Annotated in this window: 16 protein-coding genes; 13 read left to right on the top strand and 3 right to left on the bottom strand. The window is 65.3% G+C overall.

Annotation, left to right across the window (positions count from 1 at the left end):
* The first annotated feature begins 492 nt into the window (after window positions 1-492).
* From EI73_RS14340 to EI73_RS14280, 13 genes are all read left to right on the top strand, one after another.
* On the top strand, window positions 493-2112 hold the full coding sequence (locus EI73_RS14340; protein ID WP_231557371.1) for an NPCBM/NEW2 domain-containing protein: 1620 nt from the start codon (window positions 493-495) through the stop codon (window positions 2110-2112).
* A 317-nt stretch (window positions 2113-2429) separates the two neighbouring features.
* The gene (locus EI73_RS15730; protein ID WP_081909104.1) at window positions 2430-4460 is read left to right on the top strand and encodes an NPCBM/NEW2 domain-containing protein; all 2031 of its coding nucleotides are present in this window, start codon (window positions 2430-2432) and stop codon (window positions 4458-4460) included.
* Between the two features lie 141 nt (window positions 4461-4601).
* Window positions 4602-7463, top strand: a complete 2862-nt coding sequence (locus EI73_RS14330; RefSeq protein WP_034388775.1) for an NPCBM/NEW2 domain-containing protein — start codon at window positions 4602-4604, stop codon at window positions 7461-7463.
* Window positions 7464-7521: 58 nt separating this feature from the next.
* Window positions 7522-9585 (top strand): NPCBM/NEW2 domain-containing protein, encoded by a 2064-nt coding sequence (locus EI73_RS14325; protein ID WP_034389125.1) that lies wholly within the window; start codon window positions 7522-7524, stop codon window positions 9583-9585.
* Window positions 9586-9628: 43 nt separating this feature from the next.
* Window positions 9629-10564, top strand: coding sequence for a hypothetical protein (locus tag EI73_RS14320; protein WP_034388774.1), 936 nt, complete (start codon window positions 9629-9631; stop codon window positions 10562-10564).
* A 248-nt stretch (window positions 10565-10812) separates the two neighbouring features.
* Window positions 10813-12264 (top strand): undecaprenyl-phosphate galactose phosphotransferase WbaP, encoded by a 1452-nt coding sequence (wbaP, locus tag EI73_RS14315; RefSeq protein WP_231557370.1) that lies wholly within the window; start codon window positions 10813-10815, stop codon window positions 12262-12264.
* 13 nt (window positions 12265-12277) lie between these two features.
* Window positions 12278-13471 carry a glycosyltransferase gene (locus EI73_RS14310; RefSeq protein WP_231557369.1) on the top strand — a complete coding sequence of 398 codons (1194 nt, stop codon included), beginning with the start codon at window positions 12278-12280 and terminating at the stop codon, window positions 13469-13471.
* Window positions 13468-14664 (top strand): glycosyltransferase family 4 protein, encoded by a 1197-nt coding sequence (locus EI73_RS14305; protein ID WP_034388772.1) that lies wholly within the window; start codon window positions 13468-13470, stop codon window positions 14662-14664. Before EI73_RS14310 ends, EI73_RS14305 begins: the two co-directional genes overlap by 4 nt.
* A gap of 125 nt (window positions 14665-14789) precedes the next feature.
* Window positions 14790-16022, top strand: coding sequence for a hypothetical protein (locus EI73_RS14300; RefSeq protein ID WP_034388771.1), 1233 nt, complete (start codon window positions 14790-14792; stop codon window positions 16020-16022).
* A gap of 113 nt (window positions 16023-16135) precedes the next feature.
* Entirely contained in the window at window positions 16136-17287 is a 1152-nt protein-coding gene (locus tag EI73_RS15725) for a glycosyltransferase family 4 protein (RefSeq protein WP_051935653.1), read from the top strand.
* Window positions 17284-18774, top strand: coding sequence for an O-antigen ligase family protein (locus EI73_RS14290; protein WP_081909102.1), 1491 nt, complete (start codon window positions 17284-17286; stop codon window positions 18772-18774). Before EI73_RS15725 ends, EI73_RS14290 begins: the two co-directional genes overlap by 4 nt.
* 9 nt (window positions 18775-18783) lie before the next feature.
* A complete protein-coding gene (locus EI73_RS14285; protein ID WP_034388770.1) occupies window positions 18784-19563 on the top strand; it encodes a WecB/TagA/CpsF family glycosyltransferase in 780 nt (259 codons plus the stop codon).
* 7 nt (window positions 19564-19570) lie between these two features.
* A complete protein-coding gene (locus EI73_RS14280) occupies window positions 19571-21133 on the top strand; it encodes a bifunctional UDP-sugar hydrolase/5'-nucleotidase (protein WP_034388769.1) in 1563 nt (520 codons plus the stop codon).
* Window positions 21134-21150: 17 nt separating this feature from the next.
* Here the strand turns inward: EI73_RS14280 and EI73_RS14275 are convergent, their stop codons facing one another.
* Genes EI73_RS14275 through EI73_RS14265 form a run of 3 tightly spaced genes read right to left on the bottom strand, consistent with a single transcriptional unit; the run spans window position 21151 to window position 23736 of the window.
* Entirely contained in the window at window positions 21151-22320 is a 1170-nt protein-coding gene (locus tag EI73_RS14275) for a CdaR family transcriptional regulator (RefSeq protein WP_034388768.1), read from the bottom strand.
* Window positions 22321-22336: 16 nt separating this feature from the next.
* Window positions 22337-22999 (bottom strand): beta-phosphoglucomutase, encoded by a 663-nt coding sequence (pgmB, locus tag EI73_RS14270; RefSeq protein WP_034388767.1) that lies wholly within the window; start codon window positions 22997-22999, stop codon window positions 22337-22339.
* Window positions 22996-23736 carry an endonuclease/exonuclease/phosphatase family protein gene (locus EI73_RS14265; protein WP_034388766.1) on the bottom strand — a complete coding sequence of 247 codons (741 nt, stop codon included), beginning with the start codon at window positions 23734-23736 and terminating at the stop codon, window positions 22996-22998. The genes pgmB and EI73_RS14265 overlap by 4 nt, the downstream gene beginning before the upstream one ends.
* Window positions 23737-23742: the final 6 nt, after the last annotated feature.

Raw genomic sequence — 23742 nt, 5'->3', positions numbered from 1 at the left:
GTCTACGAGAGAAAGACGCCAGCGATGCCTGAGAGCGCTGAAGGTGGGGGCGGATCTTAAGAAGACTTTAAAGAAGGTTCTAATAAGAGTTTCTTAAGGTGTCCGGAGATGAACCCCGTTCACATTTTGGTTTTGCCCTCACCTTTTTCAGGTGGTGACCTGTTCGGCGGCTTTTAGAGCCTCAGAACAGCTGACCTTGCTGTAAAGGGCCTCTGTCCCCTTACGGCGGGCGGTCCCCTTGCTTCGTCTGTATCTCCACAGCTTCGTTTCGCGCCCCTATACAAGAGGAACCTTGCCATGACCCATCTCCCTCGATCCCTCCGAAGTGCTGCTCCCCAGTGGGCTGCCCTGGCCTTGGCTCTGACGCTCGCTGCCTGCTCGCAGTCCAGTGTTCCGCAAAGTCCAGCTCAGGGTAGGGCTCAAAGCCAAGAGAACCTACCAAACTTCGTCTATGACGGGACTGACCACTCGTGGACCGCTCAAGATGGTGGTTTGAACCTGCTCCAGACTCAGGCGATCGACCCGGGCGATAATACGCTGAGTAATGAGCCTTGGACGGCCGCCACCAACGGCTGGGGCCCCGCCGAACGGAACAGGAGTAATGGTGAGAAGGGAACGGGCGACGGGCGCACCCTCACCCTGAATGGGAAGACCTATGGGAATGGGTTCGGCGTTCATTCCGACTCTTCTCTAAGCTTTGATGTTGGAGGCAAATGTACGAGCTTCACGGCTGATATCGGCGTTGACGATGAGGTTGGAAGTCTTGGCAGCGTGGTTTTTCAGGTGTATGCGGACGGCGTGAAGCTCTACGACAGCGGCATCATGACGGGTGCAAGCACGACCAAAAGTGTTAATGTCAATATTGCAGGCCGCAGAGAGCTGAAGCTCGTTGTGACTAATGCTGGGGACAACATTCATTACGACCACGCGGATTGGGCGAACGCTATGCTGCGTGATTGTGTAGTGACAACGACAACGGCACCCTCTACGCCGACAAGCCCAATCGCCTACAGCGGACCGATCACGATCACCCGGGGCGGCACCTACTCCGGCAACTGGGAGAGCCTGGACCCCAACGTTCCCGCCGTGTCCATCAAAACCGCAGAACCCGTCGTCATCGAGAACGCCAACATCCGTGGTCGTGGCGATCTGATTCGCGGCTATTGGGTCAATCTCACCGTGCGCAACACCAACGGCTACGGCCTGAACCCCAATGTCTATGGCCGTCATACCGGCCGCTTCATCTCCGCCGAGGACGTCTTGAACCTGCGGGTGGAGAACAATTATTTGGAAGGCACGACGGGCATCTACGTCAACATCTTTCAGGGGAAGGCCGCGAACGGACAGACCGTCAAGATTCTGCGCAATCGTGTCAAGAACATCGATGGCCGCAAGAGTGACGGCAAGGGGGGCTACCTCAACGACCGCTACCTGGTGCAGTTTGTCCAACTGTCCAAGGTTCGCCAGCTACCAGAGGTGGAGATTGCCTGGAACGAGGTGATCAATGAGCCAGGCAAGAGCTCGCTGGAGGAGAACATCAACCTATACTCCAGTAGCGGGACGCCCGAGAGCCCGATCAAGATCCACAACAACTACATCCAGGGGGCCTATGCCATCTTCCCGGCGACCGACAGTGCCTACTCGGGCGGTGGGATCATGTTGGGGGACGGGAGCCAGGACAACCTCAACGTAGCAGGTGGGTACGTGGAGGTCTTCCGCAACCAAATTGTGAGCACCTCTAATCAGGGGATCGGCATCGCGGGTGGTCATCACCAGAATGTGTATGACAACCGCGTACTCTCCAGCGGTCGTTTGCCAGACGGTTCGATCAACTTGGCACAGAACGTCGGACTGTACGTCTGGGATATGTTTGGTGCCCAGGCAAGTGGTATCTGGTCGGACAATTCGGTGCACGACAACCTGGTTGGCTGGGCCCGCATTCGGTCCGATGGCAGTACCTGGCTGAACAATACGTGGTTCCCCAACTGCACGAGCCTGTGCTACAACAACCGACCTTGGCCCACTGCCGTTACCCTCGACACCGAGCGCCAGGAGTTTGAGCTCTGGAGAGACAAGGTCCGTTCCGCCGGACTGACCATTGGTCCTCGCTAAAAGTGTAGTTAGTTGCAATTTATTCGTGGTTGGGGCCGGGCCTGGGGTTCGGCCCTCATGTTTTGTCGACTCTCTGCGGGGGAGAGTTGTGAGAAATTAATCAGTCTTTGCTTTGCATTCAGGAATACTTCATAGAACCTTGAACTTGACCTGAGTTAGGGTGTGCCCAACCGAGGGAAACCTCTGGTACGAGCTCACGAGGCCCGTTCCTTCTCCTTTCCTGCCGCTTCCCCTCTCTCCGAGGCACGGCGGCTGGGGTCGTCCGTCTCTGTCGCCAGAGCTTCCCTCGTCCATCACACCCTATCAGGAGAATTCTCATGTCGACACGACCCTCTTCCCGGCTCCTCTTCCTTCGTCCTCAACTGTGGCTCCTGTGTACAGCAGCCCTGAGCCTGGCGGCTTGTTCATCAGTTCCTCGTACCCCTGCCGAGTCGGTCACAGCCGGAGCACCGGTAGACACTGGAGCACCGATAGACACTGAAGCACCGGTCGAGGACGAGGCAACCGCTGCTGCTCTTGCTCTCGCCGGGGGAAGTCTTCTCCTGGGCCAAGAGCCTTGGACAGCGGCGACCAATGGTTGGGGCCCCGCCGAACGGAACAGGAGTAACGGCGAGCAGGGGGCGGGTGACGGACGGACCCTCACCCTGAACGGCAAGACATACAGCCATGGGCTAGGGGTGCATGCCCATTCTTCCCTGAGCTTTAACAACGCGGCTTCCTGTACCACCTTCACGGCGAGTATTGGTGTTGACGATGAGGTGGGTTCGGCGGGCAGCGTGATCTTCCAAGTCTACGGTGACAACACCAAGCTCTACGACAGTGGAGTGATGACGGGCGTCAGCGCCACCAAGAACATCAAGGTGAACATCATGGGTCGCCGCATCCTACGGCTCGTCGTGACGGATGCGGGGAACGGGGCGGCCTATGACCACGCCGACTGGGCGCAAGCGACGCTGAGCGGTTGTACCGCGGTGGCGGCGGGCGTCACTCCTCCAGCGGTGAGCAGCGTGACGGTCACACCGAGCACGCTGAACTTGACGGCAGGCGGCAGTAGCCAGCTCACAGCGGCGGTGGAGGCCACGGGTGGCGCACCGTCCAGCGTCACATGGTCGAGCAGCAACGTGGCTGTGGCGACGGTGGACGCAAGCGGGAAGGTGACGGCGGTCGCCGCGGGGAACGCCACGATTACGGCCACAAGCACCTATGATGCGACCAAACAGGGCCGTGTCAGCCTCACCGTCGCTCCCCAGGTTGCCCCGGAGCCGGTGTACTCGCCCCCGATCACGATCACCCGGGGCGGCACCTACTCCGGCAACTGGGAGAGCCTCAATCCCGATGTTCCCGCCGTCACGGTGAAGACCTCTGAGCCCGTCGTCATCGAGAACAGCCGCATTCGCAGTCGGGGCGTGGGGATTTCTGCCCCCTGGGCCTGGGCCCGCCTCACCGTGCGTGGGGTGACCGCCGAGGGCCTCAACCCCAACGTCCCCGGACGCTTTCAGGGCCGCTTTATCAGCGCCGAGGGGGTGAGAAGCCTCCTCGTCGAGCGCTCCACCGTGCGGGGGACCAGCGGCATCTACGTGAACGGCTGGGTGGGAGAGCCCGGAGAGACGATTCGCATCGTGGGGAATGACGCCCGCAACATCAGCGGCCTGCTGAGTGACGGGCAGGGGGGCTACACGGGGAGCTTCTACCGGGTGCAGTGGGTGCAGCTCAACCGGGTGGCGAATATCCCCGGGGCGGAGATCGCCTGGAACCGGGTGGTGAATGAGCCGGGGAAGGGCCACATCGAGGACGTGATCAACCTCTCCTCGTCGTCGGGGGTGCCCGGAAGCCCCATTCGCGTTCATCACAACCTGATTGACGGGGCCTACGGTTCGCCGCCTAGCGCCTCCTACTCCGGGGGCGGCATCATGCTGGGGGACGGCTGCACGAACAGCGCCTACAGCGAGGCCTCCGACAACGTGGTACTGGAGACCTCGAACTACGGGATTGCCGTGGCGAACGGGCACCATCAGGTGATTCGGGGAAACACCGTGCTGGGGACGGGGCGGCTTTCGGACGGCACGCTGCTGGACGCGGATACGGACGCGGGCATCTACGTGCGTGACTACTGCGGGCTCTCACCGGACGCCTCCACGAACGTGGTGAGCGGCAATGTCGTCGCCTGGGGCAGCCCCACGGAGACCAACCCGAATGGGCGCTGGGACCTCAGCCTCCGGAGCGGGACGACCACCCTGAACAACACCCTCCTCGCCCCGGGGCCGGTGGACCCGCTGCGCCTTGCGGAGGCCCGCCTCGCCTGGGAGAGCGCCCGAGAGGCAGCGGGGGTGACGGTAGGAGCGCGTTAGTCGGTCTGTAACACAAAGAGCCGGCAGGACGGCGAGGGGTTCCCTCCCCTCGCCGTCCTGCCGGTCCTGTGCCGCCCGCTTGTCCCGTGCAACGAATCATTTACGCTTCCGTCGCCATTGTGAATGGGAGAGGGGAACGTCATGGTGAAGCACTTGAAGGGCAGACGGGGAGCAGGACGAATTGTGGCGGCGCTGGTGGTGATGGTGGGGCTGGGGGCGTGTAACCAGGTGGGGGAAGAGCGCGGACCGTACGCGGGGGGCGTGAGTTACCCGTGGCAAGACCGCCTGGATCCCCCGGGCCCCAACCCCTATGCCAACGGTCGGCAGTACGCCTGGCAGGGCGTGCGCGCCGCCTCTGTCCTGGGACCGCAGGCGGTCCCCGGTGGAGACAACTACCTCTCCGACGTCACCTACACCTCCGCCACCAACAGCTGGGGCCCCATCGAGAAAGACCGCAGCAACGGTGAACAAGGGGCCGGCGACGGCCGGCCCCTCACTCTGAACGGCCAGACCTACACCAAGGGCCTGGGCGTTCATGCCCACAGCGAGTTGGTCTACACCCTCACCACCCCCTGCACCGCCTTCACCGCCAGCGTGGGCGTGGACGACGAGGTTGGATCACGCGGCAGCGTGATCTTCCAGGTCTACGGCGATGGCCGCCTGCTCTATGACAGTGGCCGCCTCACCGGCGCCAGTCCCACCCAAGCCGTTCAGGTCGACCTCAGCGGCGTGGGGACCCTTCGCCTCGTCGTTACGGATGGCGGCGACAACATCGACTACGACCACGCCGACTGGGCCGACGCCAAGGTTTCCTGTGCCCCCCCGCCTCCCCCCAGCACCACCAGCTTTCTCAGCGACCTGGGCACCCTCGCGGCCTCCAACGGTTGGGGTCCTTTTGAAAAGGACCGCAGCAACGGTGAGCAACTCTCCGGCGACGGCCGACCCCTCACCCTGAACGGCCAGACCTACACCAAGGGCTTGGGTGTTCATGCCCACAGCAGCCTGAGGTATGCCCTGGGCGGCAACTGCACTGCCTTCACCGCCAGCGTGGGGGTGGACGATGAGGTTGGATCACGCGGCAGCGTGATCTTCCAGGTCTACACCGACGGTACCCTGGCCTACCAGAGCCCGCTGCTCACCGGCGCCAGTCCCACCCAAGCCGTTCAGGTGGACGTCAGCGGCAAACAGGAACTGCGCCTCGTCGTCACGGATGGCGGCGACAACATCGACTACGACCACGCCGATTGGGCCGACGCCAAGGTCACGTGTGGTGCGGCGGATACCACACCGCCAGCGGCGCCTACAGCCCTGAGTGCAACGGGGAGCACGGGCGGCATCACACTCGACTGGAACGACAACAGTGAGAATGACCTGGCAGGCTACCGTGTGTTGCGGTCCGCGAGTGCTCAAGGGCCTTTCACCGTTCTGACGCCACAACTGCTCAGCAGCTCCTTCTATACGGATACTGCAGCCCCACAGGGAACCGTGTCCTACTACCAGGTGGTGGCGGTGGACAAAAGTGGGAACGTGTCGGCGCCTGCTACCGCAAACGCAGCGCGGCCGAGCACCACAGCCCGGCCGCGGCTGGAGCTGGAGAACCTCGACCGGGTGCCTTTCCCCGACCGGTTGGTGTTTAGCCGTATCGGTTCGCTTGCTGCGCCGCCCAGCAACGGCGTTCACGACGTATCTACGGTCCGGGTGAGGAACACGGGCACTGGGCCCCTCCAAATCACCGACCTGCCCGTGACCGGACCCTGGGTGCTGGAGCCCAGGCCGACTCTGCCCGTTGAGGTCCCCGCAGGGGGCTTCCTGGACGTACGCCTGCGCTTCCGAGCGGAAACGACCCAGATCAACAGCGGTACGCTGACGGTCGTCTCCAATGATCCCGATGCCCCCAGCCGCGTGGTGCAGCTCGCAGGGCTGTGGCAGATCGAGTCCGAGAACAACAAAGAACCCCTGCTGACAACCATCGTCCGTAACGGCTTCGGCTATCAGACCGTATTTCCCAGCAATATCAACCAGAATGGCCGCGTTGCGCCGCAGGGCGACGAGGTGATCTCAGCCTACTGGCAAAGGGCCGATGCTGCGCAGCCGGTGACGGTGTATCAGCTGGCCGCCTACCACACTCAGGGAAGCACAGCGACGCTACGCTGGCATGCCAAAGGCAGCAGTACCCTCAACACCATCATGACCCATGCGGGCGTTGATGGTCAGACCGTGCTCCCGCGCTTGAACGGGTCGAACAATCTGGCGGCGGCGACCTTTACACCCACGCCCACCTTCGGCTTCAAGGTGGATGGCGAGTGGAGTGATCCTGTTCTGAATCAGCAGAGCGATGACCTGAACAACGGTTGCACCCAGCCCTGTGGGCAGCACCTCCGCTTCTTTGCTGTCAAGGACCGTAACGGCCAGAGTATCCCCGATACCTACCTGCTGGGAATGGACTATTCCGGCATCAACTACGACTACAACGACAACGTTTATCTGATCCGCAACATCCGCCCCGCACCCATTCTGATCGACACGGGGACGGCGGCGGGCGCGCAGTTGACCGACCCCGAGGGGAACGTCTGGTTCTCTGACCGCGACAAGAACAATTATCCGCTCTTCACGCCCACCAACGCCATCAACGAACCGGCGACGGCTTCCACGGTGGATATCCGCGGAACCGAAAATGACGCCCTATACCGCACCTACCGCGGCAATGTGGGAAGCACCACCCCCCGCTCGATCAGCTACACCATCCCCCTCAACGACGGCACCTACCAGGTGAAGCTGCACTTTGCAGATCTGGCCTGGAACGTGCCCGGCAAGCGGGTATTCGACGTGATGGCCGAGGGTCAGGTCATGGTATCGGGGCTGGATATCGTGGCGCGTGCTGGGGGTGGCAACACGGCGCTGGTGGTGCCGCTGGACGTACGGGTCACGGGCGGCGCCCTTAACCTCACGTTGACCGCTTCGGTGGATTACCCCTCCATCGCAGGAATAGAGATTCTTCGCTGAGTGCCTGAAGCTACGGCGCAGGCATGTCGCGCCGTGATCCTTGGAGGAACTGAACCTCATGATCCGAAGAGGCGATCAAACAAGCAAAGCCCTACGCGGCATGGCGGCGCTGGTGGTGATGGTGGGGCTGGGGGCCTGTAACCAGGTGGGGGAAGAGCGCGGACCGTACGCGGGGGGCGTGAGTTACCCGTGGCAAGACCGCCTGGATCCCCCGGGCTCCAACCCCTATGCCAACGGTCGGCAGTACGCCTGGCAGGGCGTACGCGCCGCCTCTGTCCTGGGACCGCAGGCGGTCCCCGGTGGAGACAACTACCTCTCCGACGTCACCTACACCTCCGCCACCAACAGCTGGGGCCCCATCGAGAAAGACCGCAGCAACGGTGAACAAGGGGCCGGCGACGGCCGGCCCCTCACTCTGAACGGCCAGACCTACACCAAGGGCCTGGGCGTTCATGCCCACAGCGAGTTGGTCTACACCCTCACCACCCCCTGCACCGCCTTCACCGCCAGCGTGGGCGTGGACGACGAGGTTGGATCACGCGGCAGCGTGATCTTCCAGGTCTACGGCGATGGCCGCCTGCTCTATGACAGTGGCCGCCTCACCGGCGCCAGTCCCACCCAAGCCGTTCAGGTCGACCTCAGCGGCGTGGGGACCCTTCGCCTTGTCGTTACGGATGGCGGCGACAACATCGACTACGACCACGCCGACTGGGCCGACGCCAAGGTTTCCTGTGCCCCCCCGCCTCCCCCCAGCACCACCAGCTTTCTCAGCGACCTGGGCACCCTCGCGGCCTCCAACGGTTGGGGTCCTTTTGAAAAGGACCGCAGCAACGGTGAGCAACTCTCCGGCGACGGCCGACCCCTCACCCTGAACGGCCAGACCTACACCAAGGGCTTGGGTGTTCATGCCCACAGCAGCCTGAGGTATGCCCTGGGCGGCAACTGCACTGCCTTCACCGCCAGCGTGGGGGTGGACGATGAGGTTGGATCACGCGGCAGCGTGATCTTCCAGGTCTACACCGACGGTACCCTGGCCTACCAGAGCCCGCTGCTCACCGGCGCCAGTCCCACCCAAGCCGTTCAGGTGGACGTCAGCGGCAAACAGGAACTGCGCCTCGTCGTCACGGATGGCGGCGACAACATCGACTACGACCACGCCGATTGGGCCGACGCCAAGGTCACGTGTTCGGGAGCTTCCCCGGCGCCGACGACCTACACGTACACATCCATCGCCAGACAGCCCTACGGCGTCTCCGAAGCGCAGGGAGAAGCGGTGGGCGGCAAGCTGTATGTGTTTGGTGGCTTCGATAGTCTCAAGGCCTGCTGCACGCCCACCGATCGCGTCAACGTGTACGATCCTGCAAGCAACACCTGGTCAGCTCTGCCGGTTATGCCTGGCCGCGGCGCCACACACGCGGGCATGACGACCGACGGGACAGACATCTACTACGCGGGTGGGTACGTGGCGAACAGCTCGTGGACCGGGCAGGTGTTCGGTACGCGGGCGGTTTGGCGTTACAACGTCGCCTCCCGCACCTATACCCGTCTGCCCGATCTACCGGCGACCAGTGCGGCCGGTCAGCTGGAGTACCTGGGCGGCAGGCTGCACTATTTCGGCGGCACGACGCCCGACCGTACCCGTGACCTGGGAGACCACTACGTGCTTGATCTGGCCTCTGGAGCGTCCTCCTGGACAGTGGCGGCACCCCTGCCGCAGCCCCGGCAGCATATGGGTTCGGCGGTGCTGGGTGGCCTGATCTATGCGATCGGGGGGCAGACTGGGCACGACGCCAACCTCGTGACCCAGGCTGCTGTCCATGCCTACGATCCAGCCACAGACACCTGGCGCGCCTTGGCCCCGCTGCCCCGAGCCCGCAGCCACATCAGCAACTCCACCTTTGTGCTGGGTGGGCGCATCGTGGTGGCGGGAGGTGAAACCTCGCACGACCAGGCTATCCGCGACGTGATCGCCTACGACCCATCCACGAACAGCTGGACGGCCCTCACGCCGCTGCCCGAAGCCCGCGTGTCGGGTGTAGCAGGCGGCATCGGCAACAACTTCTTCTTCACTGGCGGCAACTCGTCCGCCAGCGGCTGGCGCGCGGCGCCGAGTACGCCCTGAGCGTCAGCCGGGCACTTCTCACGGTGCCCGAAAGGACCAACGCATGACCCTATCCTCCCCGCACTCCCCTCCTCCACAGCCCACCACCGAAACGGACTTTTCTCAGGTGCTGAGTGCCCTCCGCCGCTTTGCCCTTCCCATTCTGGGCGCAAGTGTGCTGGCCGGTACGGGTGCTTACCTCTTGGCCGACAGTCAGCCGCGCTTTTACGAGGCGAGCAGTAGCCTGATCGCCGATCGGGGCGGAAGCGGCGTCCTGAGTGACAGTGTCCTGACCCCCTCGCCGCTCCCGCCCGGTGCCTTGCAGCAGGCGTTGCGAAGCCCGGCGGTCATCAACAGGATTGCGGCACAGCTGAGGGCAGCGGACGTACCCGCTGAGGATGTGGCGCGCATCAACAGTGCGCTCTACAACGAACTGAAGAGCGGCAGCATCCGGAAGCTGTGGGTGGAAGCCGGGGATGGGAGCCGGTCAGAGGGTGTCTTTACCCTGCACGCCGTGGCCAATACGCCCGAGCTGGCCAGTGCGCTGGCCAATGCCGGCGTCGCGGCCTTGCAAGAATGGGACGTGCGGCGTGCCCAGCGCCGCCTGGAACTGGCCCGTGCCAGTCTGCAGCAGCAGCTTGCCGCGCTGGACCGGGCCGTTGAGCGTGGAGAGCTGTACGATGACAGCGCGAGTTTTCAGGTGCGCTCACAACTGGTGCGTGACCTGGCCCTGGCGGGGGCTGCGCGGCGGGGAATCACCGGGACGCTGGACGTGGTCGCCGAAGCCGTGCCCCCCTCTGCCCCGATTGCACCCCGGCCGCGGCGCACCGCCCTGATTGCGGCGCTGCTGGCCCTGCTGGTGGCCTCCGGCGGAGCCGTGCTGCTCGACAGCCTGCGGCGGCGCGGGGGCCGGGGGGCAGAACCGTACAGCCTGCCGTCCGAAGGGCAACGTCGCCACCTGAATCGCGAAGCGGCTGGGTTGGAGTCGCGAGCGCCCTAAGCGGCGGCTGGGGCGACATAGGGGCAGTCGAGCCGCTCGGCGGTTCGCTGCCCCGCAGCGCAAGAAGGGGGTCAAACCTTGTCCTGCTTCAGGACGACCGGCGTCCTCCTGGGGTGCGGGGGGAAGGGACCTGGCATTTACGTTCATTTAGCGACCCGGTCGTCATCTTAGGGATGACGTTCGAGCTGTCCCTACTTCGGCAGCGCCTCCGTTCCCTTCGCCCCCTGTCTTTCCCAAGGAGTGACCCTTTGCAAGCCATCCGCGAGCCGCAAGTGCCCCCGTCATTCGGTGTCCCCGCGCGCGGGAGGGTCCGTCTCTTCCTGGGGCGACGTCTGCTGAACGCTGTCCTGCTGGCCCTGGGTGATGTGGCAGCGCTCACGACCGCGCTGCTGCTGGCTGCCCTGCTGCGGCAGGGCCTGCTGGGCGAGGCCGACTTTCCGGCTTGGGCTTGGTTTGTGCTGGCGACCTGGCTTTTTGGGGCCTTTTTCCTGCGGTTACTCCCGAGCTGGGGCATGGCCCCAACGACCGAGGTCAAACGCATCACTGAGCTGCTGCTCGGGGTCTTTGGCAGCACGGCCGCCGCGCTCTTCGTGACCCAGCAGGCCGATGCGGTCAGCCGCTTCTCGCTGATCTTTGGCCTGGTGTTGGCTTGGCCGCTCATCCTGGGGGTGCGCGGAGCAGTTAAGCACCTGCTGCTGCGCGCGCGGCTGTGGGGGGTGCCCACGGTGGTGTACGGGGCCGGCCTCACCGGCACCCTGATGATTCGCGCCCTGCGTGAGAACCCTGGCTACGGGTACGTGCCGGTCGCTGCGTTTGACGACGACCAACGGCTGCACGGTACCGCTGTCCTGAATGTTCCCGTCCTGGGCCCTACGGCACAGGTGCTGCCGCAGGCCCCCATTGCCATTGTCGCCATGCCCGGCTTGGGCCGTCAGCGGCTGGTGCATCTGCTTGACGGTCCCCTCGCGGTTTACCCCAAGGTGGTGATCGTGCCGGACCTGTTCGAGATCGAGTCGTTATGGGTTCAGACCCGTGACTTCGGCGGCATGCTGGGGCTGGAGGTGGCGCGCAATCTGCTTGACCCACTCGCGCAGGCCGGCAAGCGGGCCTTTGATCTGTTGGCGGTGCTTCTGAGCGTGCCGGTATGGGTTCCGGTGTGCGGTCTGCTGGCCCTGCTGATCTGGCTGGAGGACCGCCATTCCCCCATCTTCTTTCAGCGCCGGGTGGGTCGACATGGCCAGCTTTTCACCACCTGGAAGTTTCGCACCATGGTGCCGAACGCCGAGGAGGTGCTGCGCCGCCGCCTGGCTGAACATCCTCAGCTTCGTCTGGAATGGGAGACCCACTACAAGCTGCGCTGTGATCCCCGTGTCACGCGGATGGGAGGCCTCCTGCGGAAGACCAGCCTGGATGAGCTGCCGCAACTGGTGAATGTGCTGCTGGGACAGATGTCGCTGGTCGGACCGCGCCCTTTGCCCCCCTACCACCAGGAACAACTGTCCCCACAGGCGCAGCGGCTACGGCTGCGGGTACGGCCCGGTATGACGGGGCTCTGGCAGGTGTCCGGCCGTTCCGAGGCGGGCAACGTCGGCATGGAACGTTGGGATCCCTACTACGTGCGCAACTGGTCCATCTGGCTCGACCTGGTGATTCTGATGCGAACCGTGGGCGTGGTCCTGCGCGGCTCGGGCGCGTACTGAGAGAGGAAGCAAGGTGACCGCCGTGCAGAACAACAAGACGAACAGGCCCAGGGTGCTGCAGGTCGTGTCCCATCTGAATATGGGGGGAGCGGAGCAGGTCGCCCTCACCGTGGCAGAGGCACTGCACCCGGAGTTCGACTTCACCTTTTTCGCCGTGGGGGGGGTGGCGGACAATGCGGTGGGAGAGGCCATGCTACGGCGCTTGCGGGCGCTTGCTGTACCCGTCGTCAGCGGCACCCGCTTGGAGATCAAAGCAGGCGGCCTGGTGCAGGCGGGTCTGCGGCTGAACAGGCTGATCCGCCGGACGCGGCCCGCCGTGGTGCATGTTCACACCGAGATCCCCGAAGCCACCTTGGCCTGCGCCGCACGGCTCGGCCTGCCCACAGACCTGCGTGTCCTGCGCACCGTGCACAACACCCAGCTGTGGCCGGCCTGGCAGCGCATCGGCCGCTGGGTCGAGGGGCAGCTGCGCGGGGCGGAGGTCGCCGCCGTCTCGCAGGCGGCCCTCGAGGGCTTGTGGCGTTTCCAGAGCGAACAGGGCCTGCCCCAGACACCGCCGTCCCGGTCCCGGGTGATCTATAACGGCGTGGCTGACCCTTCAGACCGTGCAGTCCTGGGCGTTCGTGCGGGAGCGCAAGGCCGACCGGTTCGGGTGTTGTTTGCTGGCCGTTTGGAGCCGCAGAAGGGGGCAGATCTGCTGCCTGATATTCTAACGGCCGCGTCGGAGCTGACGGGCCGTGCCGTTGAGGTGACGCTGCTCGGCCACGGCTCGCTGGAAAGGGAGCTGCGGTCCTGGGTGCAGGCCCAGCAGACCCCCTGGAGGACCGTGCTGGCTCCGCCTGTCCCGGACCTGTCCACGCGCCTGGCAGAGTACGACGTGCTGCTTATGCCGTCACGTTTCGAGGGGCTGGCCCTGGTCGCCATCGAGGCGCTGCTCGCCGGAACTCCAGTGGTGGCGACGCAGGTTCCTGGCCTGGCCGAGGTGTTCCCGCCGGGGTATCCGCTGCTCGCGCCTGCGGAGGACGTACCCGCACTGGCCCGCACCCTCGCCCGAGCGATAGATGAGGCCAGCTCGTACGCCGAAGGGGTTCGCCGTGACCGCGCCTTCATCGTTGGGCGCTTCAACCTACAGGCGATGGCGGAGGGTTACCGTCAGGTCTACCTGACCTTGACGAAAGGGCCGCCCCCAGCTCTGGTGAGCCTGTGAACATCCTGATGGTCCACAACTTCTATCAGCAGGCCGGCGGCGAGGATGAAGTTTTTCGCGCCGAGGTCGCCCTGCTGAAACGCTACGGGCACCACGTTCACACCTACACCGTCAGCAACGACCAGATCGAGCAGACTTCCCGCCTTCAGGCCGCTGCCCACACCCTCTGGAACGCTCAGGCGGCGCGCGACCTCCGTGACCTCGTACGGGAACGGGGCGTGGACGTGGTGCACTTTCATAACACCTTTCCCATCCTTTCGCCCGCTGCCTATGCGGGGGCCCGGGCGGGGGGAGCGGCGGTCGTACAAACGCTCCACAACTACCGGCTGCTGTGTGCCAATGCGCTCTTCTTCCGCGACGGCCACGTCTGCGAGGACTGTTTGGGGCTGAGGGTGCCCTGGCCCGCGGTGGCGCACACCTGCTACCGCAGCAGCCGCAGTGCCTCGCTGGTGGTGGCGGCCATGCAGACCACGCACCGCGCGGCGGGCACCTACCGGCGTGGAGTGGATGCCTACATCGCCCTCACCGCGTTCGCCCGTGAAACATTCATCGCTGGCGGTCTGCCCGCGGACCGGCTCCACATCAAGCCCAACTTTCTGGACGTGGATCCGGGGCTGGGGACAGGGGACGGCGGCTACGCCCTCTTTGTGGGACGGCTTTCCCGAGAAAAAGGCGTTGAGACGCTGCTTCGGGCATGGGCCAGCGCGGGTGGCGACCTGCCCCTGCGGATCGTGGGGGATGGTCCCCTGGCCCCGCAGGTCGCGGAAGCGGCCCGAACCCTGCCCGGTGTGACCTGGCTCGGCCGCCGGGACCGCGGCGAGGTGCTGCGGCTGATGCAGGACGCCAGCCTACTGGTGTTCCCCTCCCTCTGGTACGAGGGCTTTCCCATGACCCTGGTCGAGGCGTTCGCCGTGGGCCTCCCGGTGGTCGGCAGCAGGCTGGGCGCGATGTCTACGCTGCTGGAGCACGGCCGCAACGGTCTTCACTTCCGGCCGGATGATGCCGCCGACCTGGTGGCCCAGGTCAGGTGGCTGCACAGTCACCCCGCCGAGCGGGAGCAGATGCGGATGCAGGCCCGCCAGACCTTTCTTTCCGCCTATACGGCGGAACGTAATCACGGCCTGCTGCTGGAGATCTACCAGGCGGCGCGGGCCCGCGCGCGTCCCGACCATCCCGCCCTTTTGGAGACCTAAACCCTGAATTCTTCGGGGCGGGGCCTGCGTGGCCTTTGTCCCAGGCTCCTCCCCGTCTCATCATCGGGGGTGAATGTGCACGGCAACACGATAGAGGACGGGTGGCCTCTTGATATTGCCCCTACATGTCTTCTTCCTTGCCTTGGACGGTGTCCTTCGTCTTTTCCCTGCTGACGTGTTCTCTCCTGGAGCACGCGGGAGCCATTCAGTACAGCAAACCCATCGTCATCCGTAAGGGAGGGGTCTACCAGGGCAACTGGCAGAGCCTGGACCCCCGGGTTGCGGCGGTGGAGATCGCCACTCGGCAAAAAGTGGTGATTCAGAACTCCAACATTCAGAGCAAGGGGCCGCTGATCCGCTCCCAGTATGACCGCGCCAACATAGTGATTCGCAATACCCGCGGCGTGGCCCTCAACCCGGGGCGTCCCCTCAAGGAATACCGTTTCCCCGGTCGGTTCCTCGACCTGGAGGAGTTCGAGAGCCTGCTTGTGGAGAACAACGAGATGATCGGCACCTCGGGGATCTACCTGCGCTCGTACCTGGGGCAGGCCAGCAAGGGCCAGACCATCAAGATTCTGCGGAACAGGGCCATCAACATCGATGGGCGCTACAGTACTGGACCAGGACAGTATTCCCCGACGGAGGCGCGGCTCGTGCAGTTCGTGCAGTTCAACCAGGTGCGGCACGTCAGCGGGGCTGAAATCGCCTGGAATGAGGTGATCAACGAGCCGGGCAAGAGCCGCCCCGAGGAGAATATCAACATGTACCGCTCCAGCGGCGTTCCCGAAAGTCGCATCAAGATTCACGACAACTACATTCAGGGGGCCTATGCTGTCCGGCCTCGGACCGACGAGTACAGTGGGGGCGGCATCAACGCGGCCGACGGCAGTTCCCAGACCGCCAAGGAAGCGGCAGCCTATATTCGTGTGTACCGCAACCAGATCGTGAACACTTCCAATGTGGGCATTGCTGTCTCGGCCGGCCACAACATCGAGGTCTTCGAAAACCGCGTGATCTCCAGTGGCTATCTGCCTAGCGGCGCACCCATCAAGGCCCAGAACGTCGGTCTGTACGTCTGGGATATGCACGGTGACAAGAAGAAGGGCACCTTTTACAACATCTCGGTGCGGGACAACCTGGTGGGTTGGGCCCAGCCCCTCAAGGGAAAATACGTCCAGAATCCCTTTTGGTTCCCTGACTGCCCTCGTGACCCGAAGGGCGTGAGCCAGTGCCGTGGCAACCGGGTGCTGCCCAGCCCCATCACGCAGACCATGGAACGTCAGGAATACGCGCGCTGGCAGGCCAAGCTACGCGCAGCGGGCATTCGGGTTGGTCTGTTGACCCCTCGAGCTCCCTGATCAGCCTGCTGGGAGGCGGCGTGCAGCTACTGCGGGCTGCACGTTTATTTTTTGTTAGCGGCCTCCCCACTAGCTTTGGCATCGGGCCACGTGGCCCTATCCCCGGGAGAAGCATGTCAGCAAGAAACCTGCCTGTACGAAGCCTGTTTCTGGACCGCGGCCTGAATTTTCACGGTGGCGTGACCAAGGCGCTGCTGAACCTCGCCCGCAGCGTCCAGCCGGAGCAGGTGCAGCTTGAGATCGGGAGTCTGGAGCCCCCCTCGCCGGAGATGCGAGACGAGTTCGGACGGCTCGGCGTACCGGTTCACCACTTGGGCGAGGGGTACCTGCGGTCTGCGCTGGCGCTGCGCCGTGTGCTGCGCGCCTCCAGTACGCAGCTCGTCGTGTGTAATTCCTTCCGGTCGTACCTGATCGCCAAGCTGGCTGCCGCGGGCCTGCCCGTTCGGCTCCTGTTCTGGGTGCACGGGATCGCGGAGATCCGCGCCAGCCGCCTCAAGACGCAACTTTACCGGGCGCTTTCCTACCGGGACACGCTGATTTTCATCTCGGATGCCGTGCGGCAGGCCAACCTGCCCCCTCGCCATGCCGGGCGGCACCACGTCATTCACCACGGCGTGGAGAGCCCCTTTCAGGTGGCACAGTGGCGGCCCTACAGCCGGGAGGCTCGCGCTGGTCTCGGTCTCGCCCCGGATGATCTGGTGCTGATGTACGTGGCGAGCTTTGAGTCCTACAAGGATCATAGGACCCTGTTGCAAGCCTTCGACCGGCTGTGGACCCGGCACCCTCACCTGCGACTGGTCCTGATCGGCCAGGGCGTGGGCCTGGAGGCTATGCGTGAGCTCGCCGCGAGTCTCGCCAGCCGGGGCCGCATTCACTTCCTGGGACCTCGCGCGGATGCCCGGCCTCTGTTGGGCCTGGCTGACATCTACGTGCACCCCTGCTATGTGGAGGGCTTCGGCCTGGCGGTGGTCGAGGCGATGCTGGCGCGCCTGCCGGTGGTTGCGGCGGCAGGCGGGGGCTTGCCGGAAATCGTACAAGACGGCGTGACCGGCCTGCTCTTTCCCCCCCAGAGCGTGGAGGACCTGGAACGCCAGCTCGAGCGCCTCATCACTGATCCGCAGCTTGCTCGCCGTTTGGGCGAGGCGGGCGAGCAGCGCGGCCTCCAGCAGTTCTCCCCGGAGCGGTTCGCGGATCAGATGACCCACGTGCTCTTGTCGGAGGTCAGACGAGAACGCGCCCCCCTTCCTGTGGCAGGTCACCCATGAGCGGCCCTTTGCCGAAAAACGTCTGGCCTGCCCCTCTCCTTCGCCTGTATCCCGGGTGGCTGATCTTCCTGGGGGGACTGGCCGCCGGCCTGCTGGGGGTACAGCAACCGCTGCTGGCCGGGGCGCTGTGCGTGCTGGTGCTGCTGGCCGCTACCCTCTGGCGGGTACATGCCCGGCTGCCCCAGCTCGCCCTCGGCTTCATCGGCGTGTCGCTGGTCGGGTACGCCTTCCTGGGCAAGGGGTACGCCTACCTCGGCGTGCCCCCCCTCTTCGTGGGCGAACTGGCGCTGGGAGCGGGCCTGCTGGCCCTGCTGAAAGTGGGGCGGCTGGGGACCCGCCACACCTGGGGCCTGGTGGTGCTGCTGGGCCTCTTCATGCTGATCGGGCTGGCGAACACGCTGCCCTACCTGGGGACCTACGGCATCACGGCCCTGCGGGACGCTGTGATCTGGGGGTACGCCGCCTTTGCGCTGATCGTCGCGGGCCTGGGGCTGCACCTGGGTTGGGTGGAGCGTGCGGTACGGCAGTACGCGCGGTTGATCCCCTGGTTCCTGCTGTTTGCGCCGCTCAGCCTGATCCTCTACCGGCTGGCCGGAGGGCTGATTCCCGTTCTGCCGGGCAGTGACGTGCCCCTCCTGAAGCCCAAGGGCGGTGACATCGCCGTGCACCTGGCTGGAATCCTGGCCTTTTTGCTGCTGGGCCTGCACCGACACTTCTCCCCGCCCAGGGTTGCGGAGCGGCCTGGCCGCGAGTGGCTGTGGTGGCTGCTGTGGCTGATCGGCTGCCTCAGCGTCTTTACGGGGCGAGCGGCCCTACTGACCATCGCGGCGGCGGCAGCCGTGCTGCTGCTGCTGCGGCCCCTCAGCCGCTGGGGCCGCCCGCTGTACCTGGGCGTTCTGGTCCTCACGCTGATGACAGCCCTGAACGTCCGGGTCGACCTCGGGGTAGGCCGCGAAGTCTCCGTGCCGGGTCTACTCCTGAATCTCCGCAGCATCACCGAGGACACCGGCACGTCCACCCGCGACGGCTCGCGCGAGTGGCGCCTTGCCTGGTGGAACGATATCGTCGGCTACACCCTGCACGGTCCCTACTTCTGGACCGGCAAGGGGTACGGCATCAACCTCGCCGACGCCGACGGCTACCAGGTCGAGGAGGACAGCTCGCTGCGCAGCCCGCACAACGGGCACCTGACCTTCCTCGCGCGCTCGGGCGTGCCCGGCTTCACGGCCTGGGTGCTTCTCCAGGCTGCGTTCGCGCTGAGCCTGCTGCGTGCCTCCTTCCGTGCCCGCGCCGCCGGGCAGACCGTGTGGTCTCACCTGTTCCTGTGGATTCTCGCCTACTGGCTGGCCTTTCTGGTCAATGCTGCCTTTGATGTTTTTCTTGAAGGCCCCCAGGGCGGCATCTGGTTCTGGAGCCTGTTCGGCTTCGGGCTGGCGGCCCTAGAAGTGTACCGCCGTCAGGTTGCCTCGCCCGTTTCTCCCACCTAAAGGAGCCTCATGCCCCCCATTCCCTTCCGTCACATCCTGGGGATGCGCGTTGACGCGACGAGCTATCCCGATGCCACCCGCCGCATCCTGGCCTGGGCTCAGGCCGGGGAGGCCCGCTACGTCTGCGTCGCCAACGTCCACATGACGATGGAAGCCCACGACAGCCGCGACTTCCAGAACGTGGTGAACGGGGCCGCGCTCGTCACGCCGGACGGCATGCCGCTCGTCTGGGCGCTGCGAGCCCTGGGCGTGGCCGACGCCAGCCGGGTCTACGGCCCCACCCTCACGCTGCACGTGTGCGAGGCCGCCGCCCGCGAGGGTGTGCCCATTGCCCTGTACGGCGGCACCCCGGAAAACCTGGAAACGTTTGCCCGCGTGCTGCGCGCTCGGTACCCCGGAATCCGGCTGGTCTGCCTGATCGCGCCGCCCTTTCGGCCCCTCACGCCCGAAGAAGACGAACGCTATACCCGGCAGATCGTGGATTCCGGCGCGCGGATCGTCTTTGTGGGGATCGGCTGCCCCAAACAGGAACGGTGGATGGCCGAGCACACCCGCCGTATTCCCGCCGTGCTCCTGGGGGTGGGCGCCGCCTTTGATTTTCACTCCGGCCACGTGCGGCAGGCTCCCCGCCTCCTGCAGAATCTGGGGCTGGAATGGCTCTTTCGCCTGGCGATGGAGCCGCGCCGCCTGTGGAAACGCTACGCGAAGCACAACCCGCGCTTCGTCGCCCTGTTCCTGCGGCAGCTCACCACAGCCTCCGCAAATTCGGATCAAAAACACCTATCATGAAGCTGCTATGAAACTCTGGTTCCTTTGCGCCGCGCTCCTTGGTTCCGTGGCCGCCGCGGCTCCCCTCACCGTGACCATCCTGCACACCGACGATCTGCATGGTCATCTCGATCCCGTTAAGGTGGGCGAGGGAATGTACGGTGGCTACGCTCGCCAAACGGCGCTGGTTCGCGAGTACGCCAAGCGCGATCCCAACCCGCTGATTCTCTCCGGCGGCGATACCTTCCAGGGCACCCTGTTCTACAACGTCTACCAGGGCTTGGCCGACGTGCTGTTTATGAACTACCAGGGCTATCAGGCGATGGCCGTGGGCAACCACGAGTTCGACAACGGCCCCGAGGCGCTTGCCCGCTTTGCCCAAAAGGCGCAGTTTCCCCTGCTGGCCGCCAATCTTGACCTCACCCAGGAACCGCTTCTCAAGGACCTGATCAAGCCCTACGCGGTCCTGAACGTGGGCGGCCAGAAGGTCGGCCTGATCGGCGCGGTGACGCCCGACCTGCCGCTGATCAGCTCTCCCGGCGAGAACGTGCGAATGCTGGAACTGATGCAGAGTCTGAAGAACAGCGTGAAGGCGCTCCAGGACCAGGGCATCAACAAGATCATCCTGCTCTCGCACCTCGGCTACCCGCTCGAACAGGAAGTCGCCAAGACGGTGCCCGGCATTGACGTGATCGTGGGCGGCCACAGCCACACCCTGCTGGGGACCTTCGACAACAAGGATTTCCCGAAGAGTGAGGGACCCTACCCGACGGTGGTCCAGAATCCCGACGGCAACCGCACGCTGCTGGTCGCGGCCTGGGAGTGGGGCAAGGTGCTCGGGCGCCTCAAGGTCACCTTTAACGACGCTGGAGCCGTGGAGAGCTTCGAGGGGAATCCCATCGTCGTCTCCGCCGATCTGCCGGAAGATCCCACCGCCAAGCGCATGATCGAGACCCTCAGCGTGCCCATCGCCAACCTGCGCCGTCAGGTGATCGGGAACACCACGCGGGGGCTGAACGGCAGCCGCGAGATCGTTCGCAGGCGCGAGAGCGGCATGGCGAACGTCCTGGCTGACGCCGCGCTGGAGGCCGGGCAGCGGGCTGGGGCGGTGATCGCCTTTGTCAACGGCGGCGGCGTGCGCTCCAGCATCGACGCGGGGCCTATTACCTTTGAGGAAGCCATCACCGTGCAGCCTTTTGGCAACACCCTGACGATCCTCGACCTGACCGGCGCGGAGATCAAGCAGGCGCTGGAACACGGGGTGGCCACCTGGAGCGAGAACAAGGGTCAATTCCTGCATGTCTCCAAGGGCATGAGTTACACCTTCGACCTCTCCAAGCCGGCGGGCAGCCGCGTGACTGCCGTCACCCTCAACGGTCAGCCCCTCGACGACAACAAGACCTACACGGTCGCCATGAACACCTTTACGGCGAATGGCGGCGACGGGTTTGAAGTCTTCAAAAAGGCCAAGGGCCGCCGCCTCGATACCGGCACCCTGGATATCGACATCCTGGTCAACTACCTCAAGGCCCGTCCTACGGTCGATGCCCAGCCCGAAGGCCGCATTGTGATCCTGAACGAGCCCAAGTAAGGGGCGCCGCCCGAAGGTCACAGGGGAGGGCGGGCCTCGCCTTGCAGGTGCCGGATCAGGAGCGCCAGCCGAATCTGTACCGCGTGGTCAAAGGTACGGGGATTGAGGCCGGTCAGCGAGGTGATCTTGTCCAGGCGGTAATTCAGGGTGTTGCGGTGGAGGCCTAGGCGCCGAGCGGCGGCCAGTGGACGGCAGTCTTCGGCAAAAAAGGCCTCCAGCGTGCCCAGCAGCTCCGGCTCGCCGTCGAGGGGGCTCAGGAGGTGCTGGGCCAGCCCCAGCTTGGTCGGCTCATCGGCCAGACCCACAAAGGCCGCTATGCCCAGAGCATCGAGGGTATGCACCCGGTGTTCTCCGCTGAGGCGGCTTCCCAGCGAGAGGGCGGCCCGCGCGTCCCGGTACGAGCGGGCCAGTCCACCCAGCCCGCGGTGGTACCGCCCGATGCCCATCGTCAGTGGCGTGCCCAGGTCAGTATGCAGGTGGGTAAGGAGGGCGTTTCCCGCTCGTTTAAGGGCGGCGAGGTTGGCCCAGGAGGAGCTGTCTCCGTCCCCGTCCTCCGCCCACAGGCTCAGATTGCGGGTGTCACTCGCTTTGAGCACCGCCACTTCGCCTTCGCCGATATAGGCGCAGATGCTGTCGTTGGGCAGACGGAAGAAGCCCACCACGCTGCCCACCACCAGTTGGGCCCGTTGCTGAACGCGGTCCGCGTCCTGCCCTGGTCCGAGCAGGTAGGCGGAGGCATCGATCAGGATGACGGCGCGTGGTGGTCCCAGGTCCATTCCCAGGATGCGCGCCTGCCGCAGCAGGGTTTCCTCGTCCTGGAGATGGCCGCGCAGCAGGTCGTGGATAAAGGTGTTTTTCAGCTCCTGCTGCCCCGGCAGACGGTCCACCATCAGCGCCTGCCCCAGCACCAGTTCAACCACCCCGTGCGCCAGCCGTGGCGAGAGCGGTTCTTCCCCCTCCGGCCGGATGAGCACCCGGCTTTCCTGCCCTCCGAAGCGAAAAGGTACCGCCAGCGCGTCCGCCATAGCCTCCAACGCCGTGAGCGGCAGGCCGCACCACTCGTGCCGACTCGACGCCACCACCCGGCCCTCGGGGCTCACCACCAGCGTCGTGGCTGCCAGCAGCTCAGCAGTTCGGTCGCTGACCATCTGGGCAATGCGCTCGAAGCGCAGATCGGTGACGGGCAAGGGTTCACCTCCGGCGTCAGGACAGGACGGGCAGCGGCTTCAGCAGCTTGAGGAACGCCTCCGCCGCTGCCCCCCTCAGGTCGGGCCGGACCCAGTTTGCGCCGCCCACCCGCGCTGGATCGCCCAGCCCGACCACCAGGAAGCCGCCCGCGCGTGCCCCCCGCACGCCCGCCTCCGAGTCCTCGAAGACGATGCAGCGGGCGGGGTGCAGGCCCAAGCGTCCGGCGACCCACAGGAAGATATCGGGCGCTGGCTTGGGATGGACCACGCTGGCGCCGTCCGCAAAGGCGTCAAAGAGGGCCGTGACCCCCAGACGGTCACAGACCCGGCGTGCGTTGCGGCTCGACGAGGCCAGTCCCAGACGAACGCCACGTGCCCGCGCCTCGGCGAGCAGGTCCGCCACGCCGGGCAGCAGGTCTCCCGGTCCCAGTTTCTCCAGAGCCTCCAGAAAGTAGGCGTTCTTGCGCCGCAGCAACTCGTCGCGCTTCTCCGGCGAGCAGGAACGTCCCCCCAGCCACAGGTCCAGGGCGTCCTCACGGGTTCGGCCCAGCAGGGCGGCGTTGGCCTCGCGCGAAAACGGCATGTCTTCCTCCTCCGCCAACCGCCGCCAGGAGTGGTAGTGCAGTTCGGCAGTATCGGTGAGCACCCCATCCAGGTCGAAGATGAAGCCTGACTTCACTCCGCTCGCTCCAGGCGTGCCAGCAGGCCCGCATGGTCGGAGGCGCGCGCGGCCCCCTCACCCTCCGCGAGCACCACCGTCAGTTCCCGCGCCCGCATGCCGCGCGTCCAAACGTAGTCGATGCGGATGCTGGGGACACGGTCTTCCACGAAGGTAAAGCCCTGTTCTTGAGGGTGCAGCAGGGCCCAGGCATCGATCCACTCGGCCTCGCGCAGGCCACCCAGGTACGGGCTATCCGGCTGCATGTTGAAGTCGCCGACCAGGACGGCAGCCGCCCCTGCTGTGCCCTCCAGCGCCGAGAGCGCCTCACGCACGTTGTCCTCCTGCTGCTCGGGCACCCAGGAGAAGTGGGCGTTGAAGACATCGAGCGGTCCCTGCGGCGTCGCGAAGCGTCCCCCGATCATGACGCGGCGGCTGGTGTCTTCCAGGCCGGGGCGCAGGCTCAGGTCGAAGCGGCGTGTCTCGGGAAGCGGCCCCCGCGTCAGAAAGGCCAGGCCGTCCTGCCGCCCGTCTGCGTGCGTCTGGGCCGCGACGAAGACTGCCTGGTAGCCCAGGCTGGCGGCCAGTTGGCTGGCCTGATCGTCCGGGTGCTGAGCCGGGTCGAGGGCCACCGCCTGAAGCGCGATGATGTCGGGCTGAGTGTCGGCCAGCGCGCGCTCGATCAGCCCGCGCCGTTTCGCCCACACGCCGTGCTTCTCGGCGTAGCCCATGAGGTTCAGGGTCAGGATGCTGGTCATGGAAAG

Origin of the sequence: Deinococcus sp. YIM 77859 (assembly GCF_000745175.1) — a bacterium.
Taxonomy (GTDB): domain Bacteria; phylum Deinococcota; class Deinococci; order Deinococcales; family Deinococcaceae; genus Deinococcus.
Note: the sequence above shows the minus strand (reverse complement) of the source record. Positions and strands in the feature narration are given on the sequence as shown.

Excerpts from the sequence above, each read along its gene's own strand:
- EI73_RS14320 (WP_034388774.1), top strand. The coding sequence starts at position 9,629 with ATGACCCTATCCTCCCCGCACTCCCCTCCTCCACAGCCCACCACCGAA.
- EI73_RS14290 (WP_081909102.1), top strand. The coding sequence starts at position 17,284 with ATGAGCGGCCCTTTGCCGAAAAACGTCTGGCCTGCCCCTCTCCTTCGC.
- EI73_RS14330 (WP_034388775.1), top strand. The coding sequence starts at position 4,602 with ATGGTGAAGCACTTGAAGGGCAGACGGGGAGCAGGACGAATTGTGGCG.
- EI73_RS14285 (WP_034388770.1), top strand. The coding sequence starts at position 18,784 with ATGCCCCCCATTCCCTTCCGTCACATCCTGGGGATGCGCGTTGACGCG.
- EI73_RS14280 (WP_034388769.1), top strand. The coding sequence starts at position 19,571 with ATGAAACTCTGGTTCCTTTGCGCCGCGCTCCTTGGTTCCGTGGCCGCC.
- EI73_RS15725 (WP_051935653.1), top strand. The coding sequence starts at position 16,136 with ATGTCAGCAAGAAACCTGCCTGTACGAAGCCTGTTTCTGGACCGCGGC.
- EI73_RS14300 (WP_034388771.1), top strand. The coding sequence starts at position 14,790 with ATGTCTTCTTCCTTGCCTTGGACGGTGTCCTTCGTCTTTTCCCTGCTG.
- EI73_RS14325 (WP_034389125.1), top strand. The coding sequence starts at position 7,522 with ATGATCCGAAGAGGCGATCAAACAAGCAAAGCCCTACGCGGCATGGCG.
- EI73_RS14265 (WP_034388766.1), bottom strand. The coding sequence starts at position 23,736 with ATGACCAGCATCCTGACCCTGAACCTCATGGGCTACGCCGAGAAGCAC.
- EI73_RS15730 (WP_081909104.1), top strand. The coding sequence starts at position 2,430 with ATGTCGACACGACCCTCTTCCCGGCTCCTCTTCCTTCGTCCTCAACTG.